This is a genomic window from Nocardia sp. NBC_01730 (assembly GCF_035920445.1).
Lineage (GTDB): Bacteria > Actinomycetota > Actinomycetes > Mycobacteriales > Mycobacteriaceae > Nocardia.
In genome coordinates this window covers 747,061-768,380 of sequence record NZ_CP109162.1, presented here as the reverse complement: position 1 = coordinate 768,380, position 21,320 = coordinate 747,061, and the positions used below count along the sequence as shown (strand labels likewise).

The following is a 21,320-nucleotide window of genomic DNA, read 5'->3' as shown; positions in this document are numbered from 1 at the left end:
CCGCAGATCAACCAGGCTGGGCGGATCCGGGACCGCGGTCAACGCGGCCACGTGCAGTTTGCCGTCCTCGTCCAACGAGGCGGGGTGTCATCGCCCAGGCGGGCGGCCAGTTCCCGGTAGGCGGCGTCCGCACTCTCGGCCAGCTCACCCAGCATCGGCCGCGGGTTGTCCGGCAGACCGAGCGCGTTCATGCCCATATCGCGGGCGGCCTCCCACGCCATCCCCGACAGCAGATGCGCACGCGGGTCACGCCACTTGGAGGAATGCTCGGCGAAAATATTGCGGTACTTCAGATGCCGATGGAGCTGCTCGAGCACGCACAGCGTTTACGCGGCCCGGTCCACGGTCTCCTCCGGCCGCTCGGCCGGGTACACCAGCCGCTGCCAGCCCCCGCCCACCAGGGTCGTGATCGACACGTCGGGCGTCGAGCCATCGGGCAGGCAGCCCGCGGTTGCGTTGCGGGGAGATCAGATCGGCCAGGGTGTACAGCGCTTTCAGCACCGGTTGGGCATCATCGGTGGCACCGAAGTCGATGGTGCGCATCATCGCGGGCAGAAGCGCCCGCACCGTGGCGAACCGGCCCGTCGGCTCCTCGAGGCGCTGCTCGTCGAACTCCGGATCCGCCTGCGGCACAAGCTCGTCGATCGCGGCCAGCGCCGGAACCACCGCGTTCAGATCCCGCGCCAGCGCCAGCGCATGACGCATACCCGTCCGCGCGGACGATCTCGTTCTGATGGTCATAACGCGTCTGATTGCGCTCGGTGTAGGACTTCACGCACGTCAGATCGATATCCAGCTGCTCGGCCAGATAGGCGACCACATCGTCGGGAACGTCGAGCAGGTCGGGCAAGAACATGCCCAGGTAGCGCACGGTCACGGGACCGCGGTAATACCAGCCTGTGCTGGCGTCCAACATCAGCATGCTCAGCCGCGCCGCAGGCGCGGTGCCCTCACGCACCGCGAGCGTCAACCAACCCGAACTGCCCTGCACCGAATCAGGCGGATACAGCACAGGATCCAAGTCCGCGGCGCGCACACCCAGCGCCTCACTGACGAGCACCTGAGCTTCGGCGATCAGCGCCACCGATCGAGTGCGTTCGACGGCTCATCGCCGTTGTTGTCGGCGGGTCGGCCTTGGAGTTTGCCTCTCTTGCGTGGGGTTCGTTGGCTGGGTTGAGTGGGGTAAAGGTTGGTGAGGTTGTTGTCGTTGTCTGTGGTGAGGTAGGCGACGTAGGCTTCGGCTTTTTCCGTCAAGTGGGTGAAGGACTGTTGCCATTCGTCGCGGGTGCGGACGCGGGGGATGCGGCCGGAGTCCTCAGGGTCGGGGTGTGGGTTGTCGGGGTCGATGATGTTGGTGTCGAAGATGACGATGTGGCCGTTGGCTTTGGTGACGGTGTAGGAGTGCATCTTCTTGCCGTCGTCGATGAGGATGACGGCGGTGTCGATGTCCTTGTCGCGCTCGACGGTGTCGATGATGTGGGCGAGGGGATCGTCGGTGTCAGGGTCGAGGTGGGTTTCGACGAGTTGGGCGGCGATGGCGTCTCTGAGGTGGGTCCAGTTTTTTTGTCCTGGTGTGGGTTTGATTCCTTTGTCGAGGCCGAGCGCCCACGTTGTTTCGGCTGTTTGGTTGATGGAGTCCAGCAACTTCCTGGCAGCCGGATCATTCGACTTCTTCAGCCGTCGAAGGGCTTGCCGGACGACGGAACCGGCCGCGATGGTGCTGAATGCCGCCGCGATAGACCAGCTCGCGGGTTCCATTCCCCATTGATCGAGCAAGACACCACTGGCCAGACTGCCCACCGCGAACGCACCCCTGGTCGTCATGGTCGTGATGGAGCGCGCTCGCCCGTACACTTCATTCGGGATCACCTTGTCCCGATAGGCACTGACAGCTACACCACTCGCCCCCAGAACTGCCCAGCTACCGGCAAACCCTGCCGCAGCCACCCAGGGGTTGGTAGTGGTTGCCATCACCACACCGGTCCCAGCCAAGCCCACCAATTTGGCGGTGAGCAGGGTCTCAATGCCGAGTTTGTCCAACCATTTACTGGGCATTCTGTTTCCGATCAAGTTCCCGGCAGGTGGGATCACGAGGGCTACTCCCTGCTGCCACGACGGAATATCGGAGCCTACGATTATTGATGCGAAGGCGAGCGACTCCAACCCCAGAAAGAGATTGGTGAGCGCGTCGTTAATGGTCGCACTTTGGATCAGGGGGTTGTCGCGGGTTACACGGATGCCTTCGCCGAGTGACTTGCCCAGCCGGGTCAAAGCATTCGACCCAGCAGTTTTGGGCGCGGTAGAGAACTCTCGCAACGGCGACAATGCCACCGCGTTCCACCCGTATGACAACCCATTTACCAGGGAGGGCAGCCATGGGGCCACTCCTAGCAGAACGGGTCCTAACCCATTTCCCGCCACTCGGACGATGCTCTGATAAGAGGAATTGAAGCGGGCCATCCCTTCTCGCATCGGCTTCGAGGGACCGGCCATTTCCTTGAGCGCCCGACTGATACTGCTGGTGTAGAAGACGGCGGCGCCTGCCTCCAGGAATGTTGTACCGACGAGTACAGGGACGAGATTCGGAGTTCCCGTCGCCAGGGCGACGCTCGCTGTGCCTGCTGCCGCCAACCCCACGGCCACGCTGGCCCGTGCGATCCGCCTGATGTCGTAGAAGTCGGTGAAATATCCCGCGATCGGCGCGCCGATGAGGTACGGCAGGTTGCCGGTCATGACAACGGCACCCGCCACCCCCGGTCCGGCATTCTCCAGCAAGATCAGAGGCAGCGCCGATCCCCAGATCGTGTCTCCGATTCCTGAGCCGACCTTGCCGCTGATCGCCAGGCGGAACTCGGTGTCGGTGCGAATCAGGCGCAGCAGTGATCGGCTCTCATTGCCGCCTTCGATGCCGTCCGGCGGTTCCGTTTTGTCGGGATCCTCGGATCCGGTTGGCTCGACACCGGATTCGTTCTCCTCCGCGGACGACTCCCGATCGGGTTCCGGGTCTTGCTCCGGGCCGATACCGTCACGGCGGGCTCCGATCCGACGTACGCCGATGCGGCGCGGTTCGGCACCACGCAGCCGACGCAACGGACCATCCTCGCCCACCAGGAGCCCGTCGACCTGCTGCACACTGACACCGGCAGTGTCAGCCCACCGAGTCAGGTTCTCCGGGCCGCAGATCCACCGCTGCTCCTCGGGGTAGCCAGGGTCGTAGACCACCGTCTGGCCCAGCCACGGACGCAGGTGCGGCCATTTCTCCAAGAGCTTCTCGGTGACCACCATCCCGATGAATGCATGACCATTGCCGTCGCCGTAATTCACCACCCCTACGACCATCTGGATTTCAGCGCCGGTCTCCGGGTCGACACTGCCTACCGCGTCCAGCACGGCTTGCAGTCCCTCCGAGCCGGCGCCGAACGGTTCGTTGCACCAGTGCGCGTCATAGGTCTTCGCAAACTCGGTATCCGAAACACCACGAGTGCGCACCTGCTGGTCGCGGATCGAAGCAGGCTTGATGTACGCACCGGCATCCCCCATGACATCTATCGAAACCCGCTGCACCAGTGGGGCACAGATCAGCGGACCATCGGCGCGGCGACGCCCCGGCGGCGGTGCGGCGGCCCCGTCGGATACCGCCACGGCACCAGAGGGGTCGTTGAGCAACGGGTTGTCCGCCCCGATATCGGTTATCGCGGAACTCGCGGGCAGGCGTGACATCCGGACGTGTTCAGGCGCAAAAGGAACGACAGGCGGGTCGACCGGTCGAGGCGTGGGCCGGACCGGTCGCCTGTTTGTGACCGGGGGTTGCTCCGCGGGCAGTTCGGACACAGGCAGGGTCAACTCCCGCCGCGGCTTCCGCGGTTGCGGAGGTATCGTCCACGGCCAGTCGCCCACCGGCGCCGGCGTCGCCAATCCGGCACCGACCGCTCCGGAATTCCGGTATGCAGCAAGTTCTTCGGCGAAGCCGATCGCCATCTCCAGGAACGGTCGCATCGGATGGTCGTCCCGTTTCAGTCTGTGCGACAGGTCCACCATCAGCTCGACACGCAGCCAGACCGCGACGGCCGCGACGGCCTCGTCGCCTGCCGTGTGTGGTTCGCCGTGCTGCTCGTGGAACAGGTATTCATCGAGCGACATCATCAGAACCTCGGGCTGTCCCGCGAGGTTGCGCACCGGCACAAAATGAGCCCGGTTCACAGCAATGGAATTCTCGTGGTACTCCCCGGTGGACAAGGCCGAGTACATACCGAACAGGGTTTTCAGCAGCGAGTCTTTGCGGAGCGCCTTCTGCAGCCGGGGGTCGGAGCCGGTCAAGGCAGTGGTGTAGTACGACCGGTCGTACTGGAATTTCGACACCAGCAGCAGCCCGTCGTGCCGGGCATACAGCCGGTTCATGATCAGCCACTTCGCCGCCTGCAACACCGTCGAGTACCCGAAACGGAGCGGGCTATAACGCGTCGACGAAAGCAGCTGCCCCTGATCGGTGCGGGTGTCGAACGGGTCAGGGGTGTCCCGGATGAGATCGCGAGCCTGCACCTGCTGCATCTTCCGGCGTTGTTCGTTGACATTCCCGGTGCTCAATCCCCGGTTCAAGTTGACCGGATCGGCGGATACCTCTGTTGCCCAACCGGAGTCGTAGCGGCGGGCAGACGCTGGTTGCCACATAGTCATCGGGGCGTGCCGCAGCAGCATGGGAATCAGCCGGTGTGAATTCCGGGTAGCTATCGCTTCCAGGGCATCCGCCAGTTCCCGCAGCTGCCCCGCTTCCGGGGCATCGGACGGCCATCGGTCGGCCATTTCCCGCAGCCGCTGGGGGTGTAGCACGCGGGCAATCTCGGCCAGGGCGGCTCCGTCCGACCGGAACGGAGTGCCGTAGTGCCGTAGTGCCGATAACACCGGTATTCCTCGAAAGGCAGGGACAGCATCCCGGTGCCGTCGGCGACCAGCACCGCACCCACCGACTGCGGCGGCAGCCCGACCGGTACGAACCGCAGTACCGCATCGTGCAGTTGTCGCAAGGGCGCATCACTCGTCAGCAGCTGCCGGTAGCGGTCGTCGTCGATATCGAGCGCGAATGCCTGCGCGGCGCCCTCGGCCACCGGAGGGTAGACCTTGTGAGTCAAGGCCGCGTGGTGCAGGTGCAGCCACTTCACCAGGTACAGCACTTCCAGATAGGAAGCAGTAAGCAGCTCGTCCAGATGCGCTGTGGCCGCAGGGTCCGCCGACCCGGCGGCTACCTCGTCAGGGTCGGCCACGTCCACGGCGAACTGCACCACTGTGGGGTACATGCGTTGGATGGATCTGCTGTCGCCGGAGACCAGCGGCATCCCACCCACTCGATCACCATCGAGGATCGACACCCGGATCGAACGATCCCGGCCGGTGACGCCCAGCTCTACCTGGATCCGCCGGACATGCGCGGCCAGTGCGAAATAAATCCCCTCTGACAGTTCCCTGACCGCCTTGTCGATACGATCAGCGTTCGCCCAGCCATATTCCCGCAACCGCTGCCGCAGCCAGTCCGCACCGAATTCGACCAACCGCGGTATCTCGGCCGAGTCGAGCGCGTGCGCATCGAGCCGCACATCGACTGCCAGACCACCCGATTCGTCGGAACCCCAAAACCCGAACTTGGCGAAAGGGACGGCTATCGTCCGCCGGCGGCGCTGACGGAAGGCCGGGAAATGCTCGGTGACCAGGATCTCCTGCCCCGGGAAGTCCTGGATCAACGCAGAGTCGATCAGCGCGGACATCGCCGCGACCGCCTGATCATCCGGACTCAGATCACGGTATTCCACCGAACCGTACACTTCACCGTCATCGGTGCTGTGATAGTTCATAGTGAATTCGATCGGAGCACCGTCGAATTCGACGATCATCGGACGATGCTCCTGGTGTACCAGGGCGAATCGGCGTGACGAAGGGTCGAAAGACTCGGCTATCTGTAACCACACTTCGGCACGGCGGCGGCCCGGGATCTCCGACTCGGTCGACCTGACCACGGTAGCGTGCTGCGCCGCATCCCTCCCGACCCCTACCAACACCCCGATCAGGCCCGGTGGCACCGGCTCCGCATCCCGAGGCAACGCCCGATGCCCGCTCAGCGTTCCGAATGCCTCCAGCGGTAGGCCGGTCCCGTCGTTCGCGGCCATGGCCGCACCGTTCGGATCCGCATCTTCGGCGACACCACCGATCCGTTCCGAGATGCTCATTCCTTCGGCTATCCGCTCGATCGCCTCGGGATCCGTTCTGGCGGCCTCCGCCAACCTGCGCAACTCCGCATCACCACTGCCCCGGTCTGCCCCGCCGGGATCTCGACCGAACACCCGGTCATCCGGCAACGGCCGATCCGGATCACCCAGCCCGTCCACTCGGTTGCCGCGCTCATCCACCAGCGTCGCCCAAATCTCGGTCGGCTCCGGACGGTCCCGGCGCCACTGGTCGAAGTCATTCTCCTCGACGCCTTCCTTGACTACGACCTTGCCGTTGCCCTTGTGCACCAACAACGCCGCATGCCCCATGCCGGTGTCGTCGTATATTTCGAACACCACCGCCACGGCGTCGACACCCCGGCCCACCAACTCCGCGACCACCGCGTCCCGACCCACGAAACCCGGCGGGCGATGTCCCAACGTGGCGGCGATCCGTCCGCCGGAGGCGCCGGCCGAGCCGACCGTTCCCAGCGCCGCCCAGTTCACCAGACGGGCATCAGGGTGCAAGCCTTCTAGTTCCCGGAATGTCAATGGCACACAGTCGTTGGAGTGGCCGGCTTCGAAGTGCGGGGTCCGCGGCTTGGGTCGGGTCACCGCGAGATCGGGCACGGCGCCGGGACCCACGGCCGCGGAGCCCGGGCCAGGGGTGCGATAGTGGAATACGAACGGCCGGTCCCCGCGTCGGATTCGGGGGCCTGCGGAGGCGACACCGTCCAGGACTCGCGTCACCGGCAGATACCGGTCCGGCTCGACCTCACGGCCTGCGTCGTCCCCGTGATCGAGTGCGTTCGACGGCTCATCGCCGTTGTTGTCGGCGGGTCGGCTTTGGAGTTCGACTCTCTTGCGTGCGGTTCGTTGGTTGCGTCGAAGGGCTTGCCGGACGACGGAACCGGCCGCGATGGTGCTGAATGCCGCCGCGATAGACCAGCTCGCGGGTTCCATTCCCCATTGATCGAGCAAGACACCACTGGCCAGACTGCCCACCGCGAACGCACCCCTGGTCGTCATGGTCGTGATGGAGCTCGCTCGCCCGTACACTTCATTCGGGATCACCTTGTCCCGATAGGCACTGACAGCTACACCACTCGCCCCCAGAACTGCCCAGCTACCGGCAAACCCTGCCGCAGCCACCCAGGGGTTGGTAGTGGTTGCCATCACCACACCGGTCCCAGCCAAGCCGACCAATTTGGCGGTGAGCAGGGTCTCAATGCCGAGTTTGTCCAACCATTTACTGGGCATTGCGTTTCCGATCAAGTTCCCGGCAGGTGGGATCACGAGGGCTATTCCCTGCTGCCACGACGGAATATCGGAGCCTACGATTATTGATGCGAAGGCGAGCGACTCCAACCCCAGAAAGAGATTGGTGAGCGCGCCGTTAATGGTCGTACTTTGGATCAGGGGGTTGTCGCGGGTTACACGGATGCCTTCGCCGAGTGACTTGCCCAGCCGGGTCAAAGCATTCGACCCAGCAGTTTTGGGCGCGGTAGAGAACTCTCGCAACGGCGACAATGCCACTGCGTTCCACCCGTATGACAACCCATTTACCAGGGAGGGCAGCCATGGGGCCACTCCCAGCAGAATGGGTCCTAACCCATTTCCCGCCACTCGGGTGATGCTCTGATTAGAGGTATTGAAGCGGGCCAGTCCTTCTCGCATCGGCTTCGAGGGGCCGACCATTTCCTTGAGCGCCCGACTGATACTGCTGGTGTAGAAGACGGCGGCGCCTGCCTCCAGGAATGTTGTACCGACGAGTATAGGGACGAGATTCGGAGTTCCCGTCGCCAGGGCGACGCTCGCTGTGCCTGCTGCCGCCAACCCGACGGCCACGCTGGCCCGTGCGATCCGCCTGATGTCGTAGAAGTCGGTGAAATATCCCGCGATCGGCGCGCCGATGAGGTACGGCAGGTTGCCGGTCATGACAACGGCACCCGCCACCCCCGGTCCGGCATTCTCCAGCAAGATCAGAGGCAGCGCCGATTCCCAGATCGTGTCTCCGATTCCTGAGCCGACCTTGCCGCTGATCGCCAGGCGGAACTCGGTGTCGGTGCGAATCAGGCGCAGCAGTGATCGGCTCTCATTGCCGCCTTCGATGCCGTCCGGCGGTTCCGTTTTGTCGGGATCCTCGGATCCGGTTGGCTCGACACCGGATTCGTTCTCCTCCGCGGACGACTCCCGAGTGTCCGGGGATTCCGTCGAATACTCGGCCGGATTGCGCTGTTTCCCGGAATCCGGTGTGCCGGCCTGCGGTGGCGGATTCCCCGGTACATCCGGTCGTTGTTTCCTCCTGGAACGCGGTACCCACCAGGGCTTTCCGATGTCGGCATCGAGGTGCCAGCGCCTGACGTTCGGTGGGATGCGCGGGGTGTCCAGATACCGTTCGAATCGGTCGGTCGGGGTTCCGTCGGTGCCGAGTTCGATGACGTGGGTATGTGCCACCAGGCCTTCGGCATCCGCCGGGTCGAACTCGCCGAGCAGGTTGCCGGAGCGGTCGAACTTCAGCAGTTCGCCATCGTGGTCGACCACGAAATACGCGTGTGCGTGCTGCTTCTTGTCGCCGTTGCGTTTGGGGTAAGTGTCGACGACCAGCATGCCGCGGCCGTGGTTGGCCTGCCGTTTCGCTTCGTTCTCGTGGTCCGCGGGCTCCGCGGGGTCGACACCGAGCAGCCGGATCGCGATCGCCCGATGTCCGGCGACACCGTCACCGACGTGTTCGATGTGCCCGCCGACCAGCCAGGACAGCGCGGTGCCCACAGCGCCGTCGGAATCGAAGGCGACCTCGGGCATGAGCACGACCCGTTGGTTGTCGTGCTCGGTGAAGTAGTAGTCGTTGGCTGCCTGCCCCGCCAGCGCCACACAGTAGGCATCCCACGGCGGCTCGGGCGGGCGGGGCTTCCGCTCGTCGGGTCGACCGGACCAGCGGTTGCGCTTGATCCGCTGGGCTTCCCGGTTCGCGGTTTCCTGCATCCCTGCGGCGCCCCGTACGTCGGCGTCACGGACCTTGGTATCGGCTTTGGTGTAATCGAAGAGCGCGGCGCCGATCAGGTTGCGGGCGTCCTTCGGCACTCCGCTGTCGCGCAGTGCATCCTTCATCCGGAACGTGTGCCGCACCAGAGCTTCGACGACCCGGCTCAGCTGCGTCGGGGGCTGCTCAGCTTCGGGCAGCAGTTTCTCGGCCACCGCCAGCACCGCAGCACGCGCCTCTGTGGGCAGCCCGCTCCAGGCCGCGCGTACCGCCGCGGTGACCGCGTCGCGGGCTTCGCCCCGGTCGATGTCCAGGCCCAGCCGGACACGCCCCTGGTCACCGAACGGTCGGCCGGTGGCGGCACGGTTCGCCGCGAGCCCCTCGGTGATCGCGTCGTCGAGCCCCGCGCGCCGACGCGCAGCTGCCCGCTGCAACGGCGTACGGGCGTCCTCGGGCCCGGCTGCCTGACTACCCGTCGACGACACCGGCCCGGGGGGCGGACTCTCGGTGCCCCCCTGTGGGATGTACAGATTCGAGGCCAGGTTCTCCGACTGGATAGCTGCGGGCAAGCCGTCGACATCGACATGGGCAAGATCGCGGATGCCGGTGCTGGGCACCGCGGTCAACTGTCGATCCCGGCCGAACATTCGGCCGTCCGGCAACGGCGGAAGACCCTTCGTACCCACGCCCCGGACGACCCGGCGGTTCTCGGCGACTACCGCCCATACCCCGGTCGGCTCCGGGCGATCCGCGGCCCAGGTCTCGAAATCGATGTCTTCCTGGCCCTCTTGAACCACCACGATCCGCCGGTTCCCCCGGTGCACCAACCGCACCGCATGGCCCATGCCGCTCTCGTCGTACACCTCGAACATCGCCGCCGACGCCCCCGCTTGCCGCCAGGACAGCGCGGCCACCACCGCATCCCGGCTCGCGAAACCAGGCGGCTGGAAACCCACCGCCGCAGTGATCCGTCCACCGGCGGTCCCCGCCGGGCCGGGCGCACCCAGCGCAATCAAGTCCAGCTGTCCCGGCTCGAGGCTCGCTGCCAGCCCGGACAGCGTCACCTGCGCGCAGTCGTCGGCATGACCGGGGTCGTCGTGCGCGATCCACTCCGCAGGCTTGGCCGCGTCACCGGAAGGCGGCACCGGCTGGTGGTGTGAATACGCTTTCAGATCGTCCAGCCGCTGGGTGACCAGCTCGAGATACTGCTCGCCGACCTCCGGGGAGTTCGCCAGATCCTCGGCGCTCCACAGCTGCATCTCCGCGTGCGCGTACAGCTTGACCACGCTGTCGAGCGTGACGATATCGGTCTGGTCGTAGCCGGTTTCCGCAGCCCGTCGGCGTAGTCGGGCCAGGTCCTGGCGCATCCGCTGCGGGGTCGGCGGGGTTTTGATCCACCCTGCGACCACCGGGCTGGCGACGGCAAGTTGGTCGATCAGTCGGTCGCCGCTTCGTTCGAGTACAGCCATGACTTCCGCCGGACCGGCCGGGCGCGGCGGCTCGGGACCGTCCTGCGCATTGGCTTCCAGCACTGTGAGGTTGTGCAGTATCGTCAGGAACCAGCCCAGGCGATTCAACCGGATGAACTCCGGTCCCAGCATCATGATCCGCTGACGGTCCGCCGCCAGTTCGGCTCGCGGAATGTTGTGCCGGATCGGTTGTTGGGTAGCTGTCGCTACGAAGCGCCGGACGAAACCATTGAAATAACGTCCGTGTACCTCGACGTTGTCGATAGGCCATGCGTCTTTACGCCGTTCGTGGATCCGCCAATTCGTGTCCAAGAAGCGGTCGCTGGACCCGATGAGGAAATCGACCTTGCCGATCCGTCGGCCACTCGGTGTGTCGTAATACCGGACCCAGGCCCGCTCCGCCCAGTTCCCCGCTCTGACAGCCTCCTCGGCATTCATTCCCGGCACGAACTCCATGCGGACGACCCGATCACTGACCCGTACCACCTCCGGAGCCGGTTGCCCGGCTGCCCGAAAGACCAAGGACATCAATTCCTCGGCATCGGCCTGCTCGACAGACGGAAGCGTTTTCTCGACTGCCACGAGGCCGGTGTCGAAGGTGAGCTTGACGACCTCTTCGGCCCCCGTGCCGCCGAGCAGATTCTCACGTCCGGTCACGTACGAAACCTCGGACAGCTTCTGGGCGAAGGAACGCTCGTCGACGAGTTCGTTCATCCAGGCGATATCGGCAGCTTCGGTGTAGTAGCGCAGGCCGGACTCGGGCTCGGATTCCGGTGTGGACGTACCGGTCACCCGCTGCAGTGTCAGCTGCCCCTGCTCGTCGATCCGCACCTGCACGTACTCGATCGGGATACCGAGCTGCTGCGCCTGTTGCCGCAATCCCGGCCGCACCGCATCCAGCAAAGCCTGCTGATTGCGCAACGGCGAGGCGACGACGATCCGCGGCGGGTTGCCCGAAACCCAGCCGATCCCCTCGCCGATCCGGCTAGCCCCGGAGACCGTGAGCAGCGCCCGAGCGACCACGACGGACAGGGCCTCGCGCACCTCGCTGGTGTACTGCTGTGCCGGCTCGATATGTGTGATGGCCAGTCGGAAGCGCTCGACCAAAGCGGGAATGACCTCGGTATCCACCAAAATCCGTGCCGCTGCCTCGTCGACGACCAGATCGCGCAGGACTGCTGCTTCCGCGTCCAGATGGCGGCCCAACAGCTCGGTGACCTTCTGCTGTATTTGCGCCACAGTACGATTCGCGGTTTCGACCCCGAGTTCACCGGCTGGGAGCAGTGCAGCGACCAACACCTCATCCGCATGCTTGGTGGCAGCGTCGAAGGCTCGGCGCACGACCGGCGGCAGCGCATCGATGCCCACCGCGCCGTCCGGCTCCGGAGCCGGGGGCGATCCGGAGATCTGGTCGACGGTTTCCCCGTCCTGCTCCGGCAACGGATCGAGTGGTGGATCCGGTGGCACCGGTTCCGGATCGGGCTGCTGCTCCGGTAGTCCATCCTCGGGGATACCGCGGATCCACCCCTGCGGAGCATCGCGGCCCGGCAGCACCGGGCGTGGTGCATCGTCGACGAATCGCTGTTCCGGGTTTCCGTTCTCGTCGAACACGATCCCGTGCACCGCGGTGACACCGAGTTGCGCACGTGAGCGCATCCAGCGACCGGTCTCCTGCTCCCCGATCCAGATATGGTCTTCGCCGGCGATCCGCTCGAACACCAACACTTCGCCGATGTGTCGGCTCAGGTCACGGTCGGGATACCAGTGCCTGAATCGGCGCGCGAACTCCGCGGTGATCTCCAGGACACCGAACGCATGCGCACCCTTGTCGCCGAAGGACATTGTTCCGGCAACCATTCCGCCCCAGGCAGCCACCAGCTCGACCACCTCGGCAGGTGAGATGAAGCCCTGTTTATGCCACTCCGCGCCCACCCCGCGCACCAGCTGCGCTTCGAGCAGTCCGCGGACTCGGGCACGTTCCGGATCCGGGATCGGCTGTCCGTGCCACTGCCCACCCGCAGCCGCAACGAAGTCGGCGGCCAGATCCACCAAGGCCGGGGCGCAATCACCAAGCCCCAGGTGCCACGGCAATCGCCTGCCGCGCGGCAGGTAGCCGAGTAGATCGGTAATAGCTTGGATGCGGGCGACCGTCACCTCGGGCAGCAGCGCGGACTGCACCCCCAGTGCCCGGCTCACGGTCGCGGGATCCACCCCGGCAGCCGCGGCAACCTGGGCCCGGGTCGTCACGGCGGCTGCCGAGACCGCGCCTGCTGCCGAGCGTTGCTGCGCACTCGATCGATCGCGCAGCAACGCGGCCAGTTCGACCGCGATGCGGTCGTGATCGGTCGATACGAACTCTTCCCCGGCGAACCACGTGAGGCAATCACGTAGCGCATCGGGGTCGTTGTGAACTGTCCATCGAATCAGATCTATTGCCTGCGCGAAGGTTTCGGTATCGACCGGGGCGTCCTCGGCCGGGTCCGTGGTCTGCCGCGCCAGCTCCTGCTCCACCAGCGTGCCCAGCCACTCCGCGGCATCCGCCCCTTCCGGCATCCGGCCCTGGAAAAGCCGATAGAACACCCGGCGGGCCAGCTGCTCGGCGACCTGACGATTGGGCACGTCCTCGTCCTCGGCCATCCGGTCGACGATTCCGTGCCAGAACAACTCCTGCAGCCGTTTTCGGGCTGCTTTCGGGTCCTCGGCGGTTTGTGCCTCGGTGATCTTGTCGGCGAGGTAACTGCCGCGAGATGGGGTGGGGCGGCGATGTTCGGCTGCCCATCGGCTCAGGGCCGGGTCGGCATCCAAACTGGTGTCCGGTGGCAGATCCTCGGCAGCCGATGCGGGGCTTTCGCCGGTCTGACCGACCCGGAAGTCCGGGCGGGGCCCTTCGGTGAGGTCGCCGAGGAAGTCGATGGCGTTGCCTTTGGCGTCGAAGGCAAGGGCCCAGATCTCGGTGAGACCGTCGAGTTGTTCCCGGGACATGACATCGGTGAAAGCGTCGGAGTCCGGCGCGTTGGAGTCCTCGACGTGGTATCCCCCTCCGCGGTACACCAGCCGGAAGGCGTGCCCGGAAACACCGTCGTCCCATGCGGTTTTGTAACCGTCGAAGACCACCACGGACATGCCTTCGCGCTGATCCTCCGGTGTGTTTTTCACCAGCTTCTGGAAGGCTCGCAACACGTTCTTGTGTGGCCCCGGGGTGGCCCGGTTGATCTTGAACCGCCGTAGCTGCTCGACGTCGGCCTTGGCCAGTTGCACGAATTCGGTCACCGCGAGCCCGCGCAAGGCGATCGCTTCCGGATCGGGTAGTTCGATGTCCGGGTTCACCAGTTGCAGCCACTGCAGCACCACCCGGCCACACTGGTTACGACCGGCATGCGCCCGCACGATCGCGGGTTCGACCGGTGGCTCATAGTCGGCGGCAGCCTGGTAGGCCGACGAGGGTGCGGTGCGCGGATCGGCTTTGCTGCGCGGCACAAAGCCCAGTTCTTCGATCGCAGCCCGCACCCGGTGCGCGGTTTCCGGGGCAACTTCGTCGTCATCGAGCACCCGGTACACCATCCGGCGGCTGACCTCGGCCCGGCGGGCCACATCGAGCACCGTGACCTTGCGCCTGCGGTCGACGGTGCTGGCGGCCATGGCGGTGATCCGCTCCGCTGCCAACGCCTCGCTCGCCGGATCGACCACGACCGGAAGCAACTCGAGCAGCCGGGCCACCGCATGATCACGCACTCGCGCAATCCGGTAGCCTTCCCCACCCATCGCCTCGACCGCGTCGGCTTCGGAAAGTCCCTGCAGGAAAACCAGGGTGCAGTATTCGCGCTGTCGCGGCGAGTTCAGCAGTCGGATCGCCCGCAGCAGCGCGGGCAAGTTCTCGGCCATCGCGGCCCGGATCGCCTCCGGCAGCTGGTTCCGCACCATGCTGAGCACCGTCGCCTGCCGCGCAGGCGACAGGTTCTCAACCTCCTCCACCGTGACCGGGACGGGGACCTCTGCTTGCCAGAAATCGACGCGGACCGCCGCGGCTGCTGCCTCACGGGCCTGCGCCAAGCCGATGTCGTCTCCGCGCTGTGCGGCCTGCACCGCTGCCGCTTCTTCGACGGAGGGGGCCGGAGGTGCTGCTGTTCCCCCGCGCGGTGGCGGACCAGATTCTGGTCCCCCACCACCGTCGTCGTCGGTTGCCCGCACGGTGAACCAGGTCAGCCGCCGACCGTCGGCGCGGACCTCGACGCCCGCCACGGGCGGGATGGACAGCTCCGGCCGGGCCTGCGCCGCGCGCGACGGGCCGGGCGCGGAGTCGGGCGGATCCGGGACCTGCTGATCGAACGGCGATCGGTGGGCATCGTCCGGATCTTCCGGAATCTGTCCCGGTTCCTGTGGATCTCGGCCGAAGCGCAGGTCGGCTGGGAATGCCCGCCGCCGCCAACCGGGAACGGTCGGGAATTTCACCGCGGCGTTATCCTCGTACACCGCTGCCCACAATCCGGTCACCCCGGCCGGCCGGCGGCCCGGCACGAAATCCTTCTTGCGGCCGTTTTCCGACACCATGATCCGGCCGCTACCAACGTGCACCAGCGTCAGCGCATGACCCATTCCGATGCCGTCGTATTCCTCGAATACCACGGCTGTTGCTCCGGCTTTACGGTTTTTCAGCTCCTCGGCGACGGCCTGCCTGCTTCGGAACTCGACCGGACGGTGCCCACGCAGTGCCTTGACGATGCGATCCCCGGACACCCCGGCCGCGGTCACTTCACCGAGCTTTGACCAATTCACCAGGTCCGGGCCTTGTTCCCGCTCCAGCTGGACGAAAACCTCCGGGACACACGCGTTCAGCTCGAGGTGACCACCGGACTGGGGCGCCGTTGTTCGGAACAATTCCCTGACCAACGGTCGCAATAACCGACTTTGCAGGTTGTAGGCCAGACTCTTGTTGATCCGCATCGCCCGGATGGTCTGCTCGACCGTCAAACCCGACAGCAACCGCAGCGTGAGGTATTCCCGGTTGCGAGCGGGCAGTTGAGCGATCAGCTTCGCTACCACCCCCCGCCGGGTGGCGACGGCACTGCGGATGAGCTCCCACACGGTGGACAGCGAAGCGTTGTCCACCGACAGCTGCGCCGCCAAACCGCGTAGCGCGCGCTTCTGCAGATCTTCGACCCCGTCCCGGCCCGCACCCATGGCCTGGCGGGTCGCCTCGAAATCCATCCCTTCCAGCAACCGAAGTCCGGCGAATAGCTGCAGCCGGTCGGGCATGTTCGCGATCAAGTCCAATACGAGGTGGCGCCGGTTTTCCAAGGCGTCTTCGACAACAGCCCAGGCCTCACCCATCCGAATTTCCCCACCGGGCAGTACCCGGTGCACAGTGGGTCGGAGGTCAGCTTCGCGCGCAACAGATTTCGCCAACGTAAGGATAGTTCTCTGCTGCAGAGTGTGGACGGCTTGCTGTCCCGAATCCGTCTCGGCGACAACCTGTTCGACCGTGTGTCCCGCCAGCAGCCTCAGTTCAGCGAAGGTTTTCTGAGTCGGTGGCAAATCCGCGATTCGATCCAGCACAGTAGCCAGCCGGAACTCCAACGCATTCTCGACGATCGCCCAAGCCTGCCCCATCGACATCCCTGCAGCAGGCTGTTCGATCGGCTCAGCGGGGTCTGTCGTGGTCTCGGCCTCGGCCTCGGCCGGATCGGACTCGCCGAGCAACGCCCGCCCCAACCTGGCCGCAATCCGGCGCAGCGACATCGACACCAGGGGGAATTCCGGATCAGTCTCCGACCACCCGGCCGGTGACTCGCCGGTCAGGAAATACCGTCTCAGCTCCGGCCTGACACGGGAAATGCCCCTGAGCAGGTGCACCAACTCCCGTGCATCCGCCTCGAGCAGCGCCGTGCGACGCGGATCCACCTCGGACACGTCTTCTCCGGCTCGGAAAGCGGCCAGAATCCGCTGCTTGACTTGCTCCGCATGCACTGCCTCGGAGTTGCGGGCGAACACCAGATCGACCACGGCGAGCAGTGACCGCTCGGAGTCGATGTCCGGGTCTACCCGAGCCTGCTCGAACACCTCCTGCGTCAACGCCCGAGCCATCGTCGGCAGCTTGGTCAGCTGTACCAATTGCCGGTACACCGTGGCCTCGAACCGCCCGCGCAACCGGCCGAAAGCCTGCACCTGCGCATCGCCCGCCGAATCCGGAACGGGAAGGTCCGATGCTTCGTTCTCGATGGCATCGGCACGGAGATACGAAGCGGCCCCGTCGGGCGTCTGCTGCGGCAACGACGATGCGACTACCGAGGCCCCTCGAGAAGCCGCGTCGCGCACCGAGTCCGTGGTCTGCTCCGCACCGGGTAGGGCGGCGGCAACCAGCGCGGCCAGTCGGTGGCGCTGCTCCCAAAGCTCGTCGGGCGCATCGCCGAAAACCTGCGCGGCCTGGTCGAGGGTCAGCTTGTCCACGAACAATGCCCTGGCCAACCGCTGCGCACTCTGGCCGGGCAGTCGGCGAACGGCAACCGTCAGGTCCTTCTTGTACGCAGCCTCGATCGCGGCCAGATCGCCTTCGCGCCGCTGCAGCTGCTCCGGTTCGACAGCGTCACGAATGGTTGCCACCGGCGGCCGTATCGGGGGCAGATCCGCTGCCGTAGTGGCGTCGAGCACCACCGCCGGGCGGGCACGGGTCATGCCGAGCCGCTGCGCTGCCGCCTGCACCCGCTGCTGCGTCGCCGGGTCGGCCTGGTCGTCGCGGCTTTGGAAGATCAGTTCGACGGCGGACTCGTCGACCCCCGCTTCACGTGCCACATCTGCCCATTCGGCGCGCCGCAGCTGTCCCGCCCCGGGGTAGCAGTCCCGCAGGCCGGCAGGCAGTCGGCCGACCATTCCGCGGGCGAGCTCATTCAGCCTGCGGACGACCTCGTCTTCCGGCAACCGGAACCGTCGCGCCATCTCCGTATAGGTCGCACCCTCATCGAAAAACAGGGTGAAGAATGGCAATTCGATATCACCGAGGTGCGCAATATGGGGTTCCAACACGGCGCGGTCATGTTCATGGACGGCTTCCAACAGCAGCAACGCTTCCACGTCGGTCAGCTCCGAAACAGGGTCACCGGGATCGGTTGCTCCGGCGTCGAGCGTCGCGGCCAACTGCCGGATCGTGTTGTCCACCATCCGTTCGACCGCGTCCGCATCGACGTCCATGCCCAGCGCGCGCGCGGTCGCAACGAGCGCCTTGGGATGGGAGTTCTCGGCGCTACCGATCACCGACAGCAGCACCGCGCGACGCGCGGGGCTCAGTGCCGACAGCGCGCGGTGCAGCTCGTCGGCATCGGCCCGGGCCAGCACCCAGCGCTGCGTATCGGTCGTCGCCATTGTTTCCAACGCCTGCCGCAGGCCGAATACCTGCTCGGATTCTTCTTGCCTGTACAGCAATTGTGTGACGACCGAGTCGACCCAGCCGGATACATCCCGGCTCGCGGACAAGGTTCCGATGCCGTGCCGGATCCGCAGCAGTGCCTCGGCGACAACGGTGTCGATCACCGTCCGGTTGCCGGTGACACCAGCCACCCACCGGTACACCGGATATCGATAGCGTTCGACCAGCCGGTCCAGCGCGGCTTCGTCACCCGCCCGGGCCGCGGCGGCCAACTGTCGGGTATCCGCGAAAGTTGCCTCGTCGATATCGGATTGGTAAACCCGCTCACCTTCGGTGACCGCCGGCGTCGGAGTCGGGTCCGTATATCCCAGTACGAAAGCTGTCGCGCGAATACGATCCGCACGCTCCTGAGTCAATGCCCGCAGTTTGCCCCGCAGCGCATCCGAGACCAAGGGCTGAGTTGTCCCTGCCGCACGTGCGACATCCGCCTGGGTGATCGGACCTCCACCGAGCTCCGGTTCGGCAGAACGTGACAAACCCAGCCGGGCCCGCAGCAGCTCGGCCAGCGCAGAGGTAACACCGCGGCGGTCCTCGAGCAGATCGGCGGTGGTGAGCGTCGGCAGCTCGTCGAGGCAAGCCCACAACGCGGGGAGGTCATGGTGCAACGCCCAGCGGATCATGGCTACCGCCGCAGGGTCGGCCTGATTCGATACTTCGGCAATCACTTCCGGCACGTCCGGATAGATGCCATCGTGTTCCGCGACTTCCGTCGGACCGATGTCCGCTATGTCATCGCGAGCCGGGATCCGCGACAACCCGGCCGATTCCCCCGATTCGCTGTCGGGTTGCGCCACACCGTCGGCCGGTCCACCCGCACCGGGCGGTGCACCCCACAGCGGAAAAGTATGCGTGTCGAGTCCTGGAATCGCTGGCCACGGGTCTTCGGGCCGCAAGGGATTCACGGCCCGCTTCTCGGTGTCGAATTCCATGCCGAGCACCAGTTCCGGGTCGGTCGGCTTGTGCTCCCATTCTTCGAACTCGACCAGTTGCTCCGTGTTGTGCCTGCGCTCCTTTACCCAAATCTGTCCGGTCTTGTCCCGGAACATCACGAACAGGTGCCCTGCGGGCACCCCCGCCCACTTCACTACCCCGATCATTGCGCCAGCGGCTGCCGGAACCTGCGCGGCCATCGCGTCGACCGAGCCGTGCACCTGTGGTTTCGCGCCGGCCGCCCGGGCGGCGAGCTCCAGGCCCAAACCCTGCTTGGCCACATCCGGGCCAAACGCTGGCAACAGGCTCAGGTCGATCGGCAAGTTCAGCTCATCGGCGCCGAAGTGCAGGCCGGCCAACCCGCAGTTGCCGAAATCATCGACCACCACCCGCTGGTAACCGACAGTCGCATCGCTGCTGGCTTCCCCCGGCTCCGGCAAGTCGGAATCGGTGGGCAGCACGTCTCCGGCGTGATTCGGGTCGGGGAACAGTCGCAGCACCCGGCCCTTTCTGGTGATCGCAAGGACCTCTTTGAGGCCGGCGATCGGGGAGCGGTGCAGCGCCGCGCGAAGCTCTTCGATATCGAAACTGGTAGCGGCCAGGTTCAATACAATCCGGTCGGCCTGCTGCTTGGCCACCACCTTCCGATGAATATTGCGGAGAACGGTTCTGAGGGTGCTGTCCGCCCCGGGCGAAGCGATGTCAAAGACTCGCCCCTCCGCCGCGGGGCCGAGTCGCAGATCCGGATTACGGTTACCCGGCACCTCCGGGTTCTGGAAGACCTCGAACCCGTACTCGGCGAGGCGGTCAGCCGCTTGCCGCTCGCGCCGCAGCGCCAGGCGCTTGGTCTCGTCGAAATTCCTGTGGACCGGAGCCGGCCGGCCGGCCGGTCTCGCATCCCGGTTGTACGCAAAGGAACGCTTGGTCGGTTCCAATGCTGCCTTGGCCGCCGCCAGACGCTCGGTATGGGACCGCGGTTCCGGTTCGACCCGAACCTGGTGGCGCGGCATCGAATACGGCGCGCCCTCAGCGATCTTCGGCGGCACTGTGTCCGGCTGAGCACCGTCCGCCGACTCGCCGGCGAGATCCGCCTCGTTGTCGCCCAGCAAGGTGTGGACCATCCCCCGGACCACAACCGCCTCGCCGGGCGCGATCTCCTCGACCATGTCCCGCAACGCATCCGGATCGCCGTCCAGCACATAGGTCGACTCCGATGCCGGATCACCGTTTTCCGCAGCCCCATCACCTACTGCCGGAATCGGGTCGGAATCACCGTCCCGGCCGCCGTCGGGCCCGGTCTGCGCCAACATCGCTACCAGCGGCAGCGCGATGATCGCGCTCATCAGGCTGCCGAATCCGCTGCCGCGCGTTTTCGGGCCGGGTTCGGAGCCTGGGTAGGCGGCCAAGCGGATCACGTCGAGTACTCGCACGCCGTCGCGGGAACGGGCGGAGCTGCGGCCGTCGAGCACCTTCTCGACCTGCTTCGGCTGCACCCTTGCCTCGGCGGTGAGAGCCGCGACGAGGTTCGGGTTGGTCAATATCTTGCGCAGCGCGGTGGGCGCTGCTTCCCAGCCCAATTGCACTGCGGCGGCCAGGATCGCCGAATCGTCCTGGTCCGGATTTCCGCTCAACTTCTCCTGTGCGAGCACCTCGGCGACCCGATCGGAGGAAACGCCTGCGGCCGTGGCCACCTGCTCGACGGTCACGGTGAACGCAGCACCTGTGGTCAGCACGGTTTCCGGCAGCGGCAGGCCGAACTGCTGGGCAGCGGTCCGGGCCTTCTGCAGCAGTTCTGGTGCCAGCGGCCCACCTTCGACCGCAGAGAGCACCACGTGGACCGGCACATCGGCCTTGGCGGCGATCGCGGTCCACAGCGGCAGCTGTGGCAACTCGAAGCCGAGCACCCGGGCCGCCGCGTAGATCCGCGTCTGCTTTTCCTGGAACTGGATGGTGTTGCCCCGATTCGCCGTGCTGACCGACTTGTCGTCGACGCCTGCCACCGCGGCCACCGCGGCCTGAGTCGCCTCGGTCCCGAACCGCGGCAACGGCAGCGGGTATTCGAGGTCAATGGCCGCCTGCACAATCTGCTGCTTGGCCGCTTCAACGACCGGGCGGCCGGCGAACAGGTCGCAGACAACCGCCAGGGACACCCCGGCCCGGGCGGCGACCTGATTCGCCTTGGCTGTCTCCGGGAAAAACACGACCTCGAAGTTCGGATCCGGTTGGGACGATTCGACTCCCGCGGTGCCATCGCCCACCACGGGCAGCTCGCTGCCATCCCGGCCCACGAAGGCATCCGTGCCTGCGGCGGCCGGTTTAGCTTGCCC

General features: G+C 65.9%; 4 protein-coding genes (1 of these 4 running past the window's edge). All 4 read right to left on the bottom strand.

What is annotated here, in order from left to right; all coding sequences use genetic code 11:
- Nucleotides 1–38 precede the first annotated feature (38 nt).
- Nucleotides 39–317 carry a hypothetical protein gene (locus OHB12_RS02895; RefSeq protein WP_327115879.1) on the bottom strand — a complete coding sequence of 93 codons (279 nt, stop codon included), beginning with the start codon at nt 315–317 and terminating at the stop codon, nt 39–41.
- A gap of 194 nt (nt 318–511) precedes the next feature.
- Nucleotides 512–1,084, bottom strand: coding sequence for a DUF4158 domain-containing protein (locus tag OHB12_RS02890; RefSeq protein WP_327115877.1), 573 nt, complete (start codon nt 1,082–1,084; stop codon nt 512–514).
- Complete coding sequence (locus OHB12_RS02885; RefSeq protein ID WP_327120851.1) at nt 1,075–2,733, bottom strand: MFS transporter; 1,659 nt, start codon at nt 2,731–2,733, stop codon at nt 1,075–1,077. Before OHB12_RS02885 ends, OHB12_RS02890 begins: the two co-directional genes overlap by 10 nt.
- A 1,991-nt stretch (nt 2,734–4,724) precedes the next feature.
- Nucleotides 4,725–21,320 carry the end of an MFS transporter gene (locus tag OHB12_RS02880; protein ID WP_327115875.1) on the bottom strand. 34,755 nt of this gene lie beyond the right edge of the window, so the window shows 16,596 of its 51,351 coding nt (coding positions 34,756–51,351); its start codon lies beyond the right edge, outside the window; the stop codon is at nt 4,725–4,727.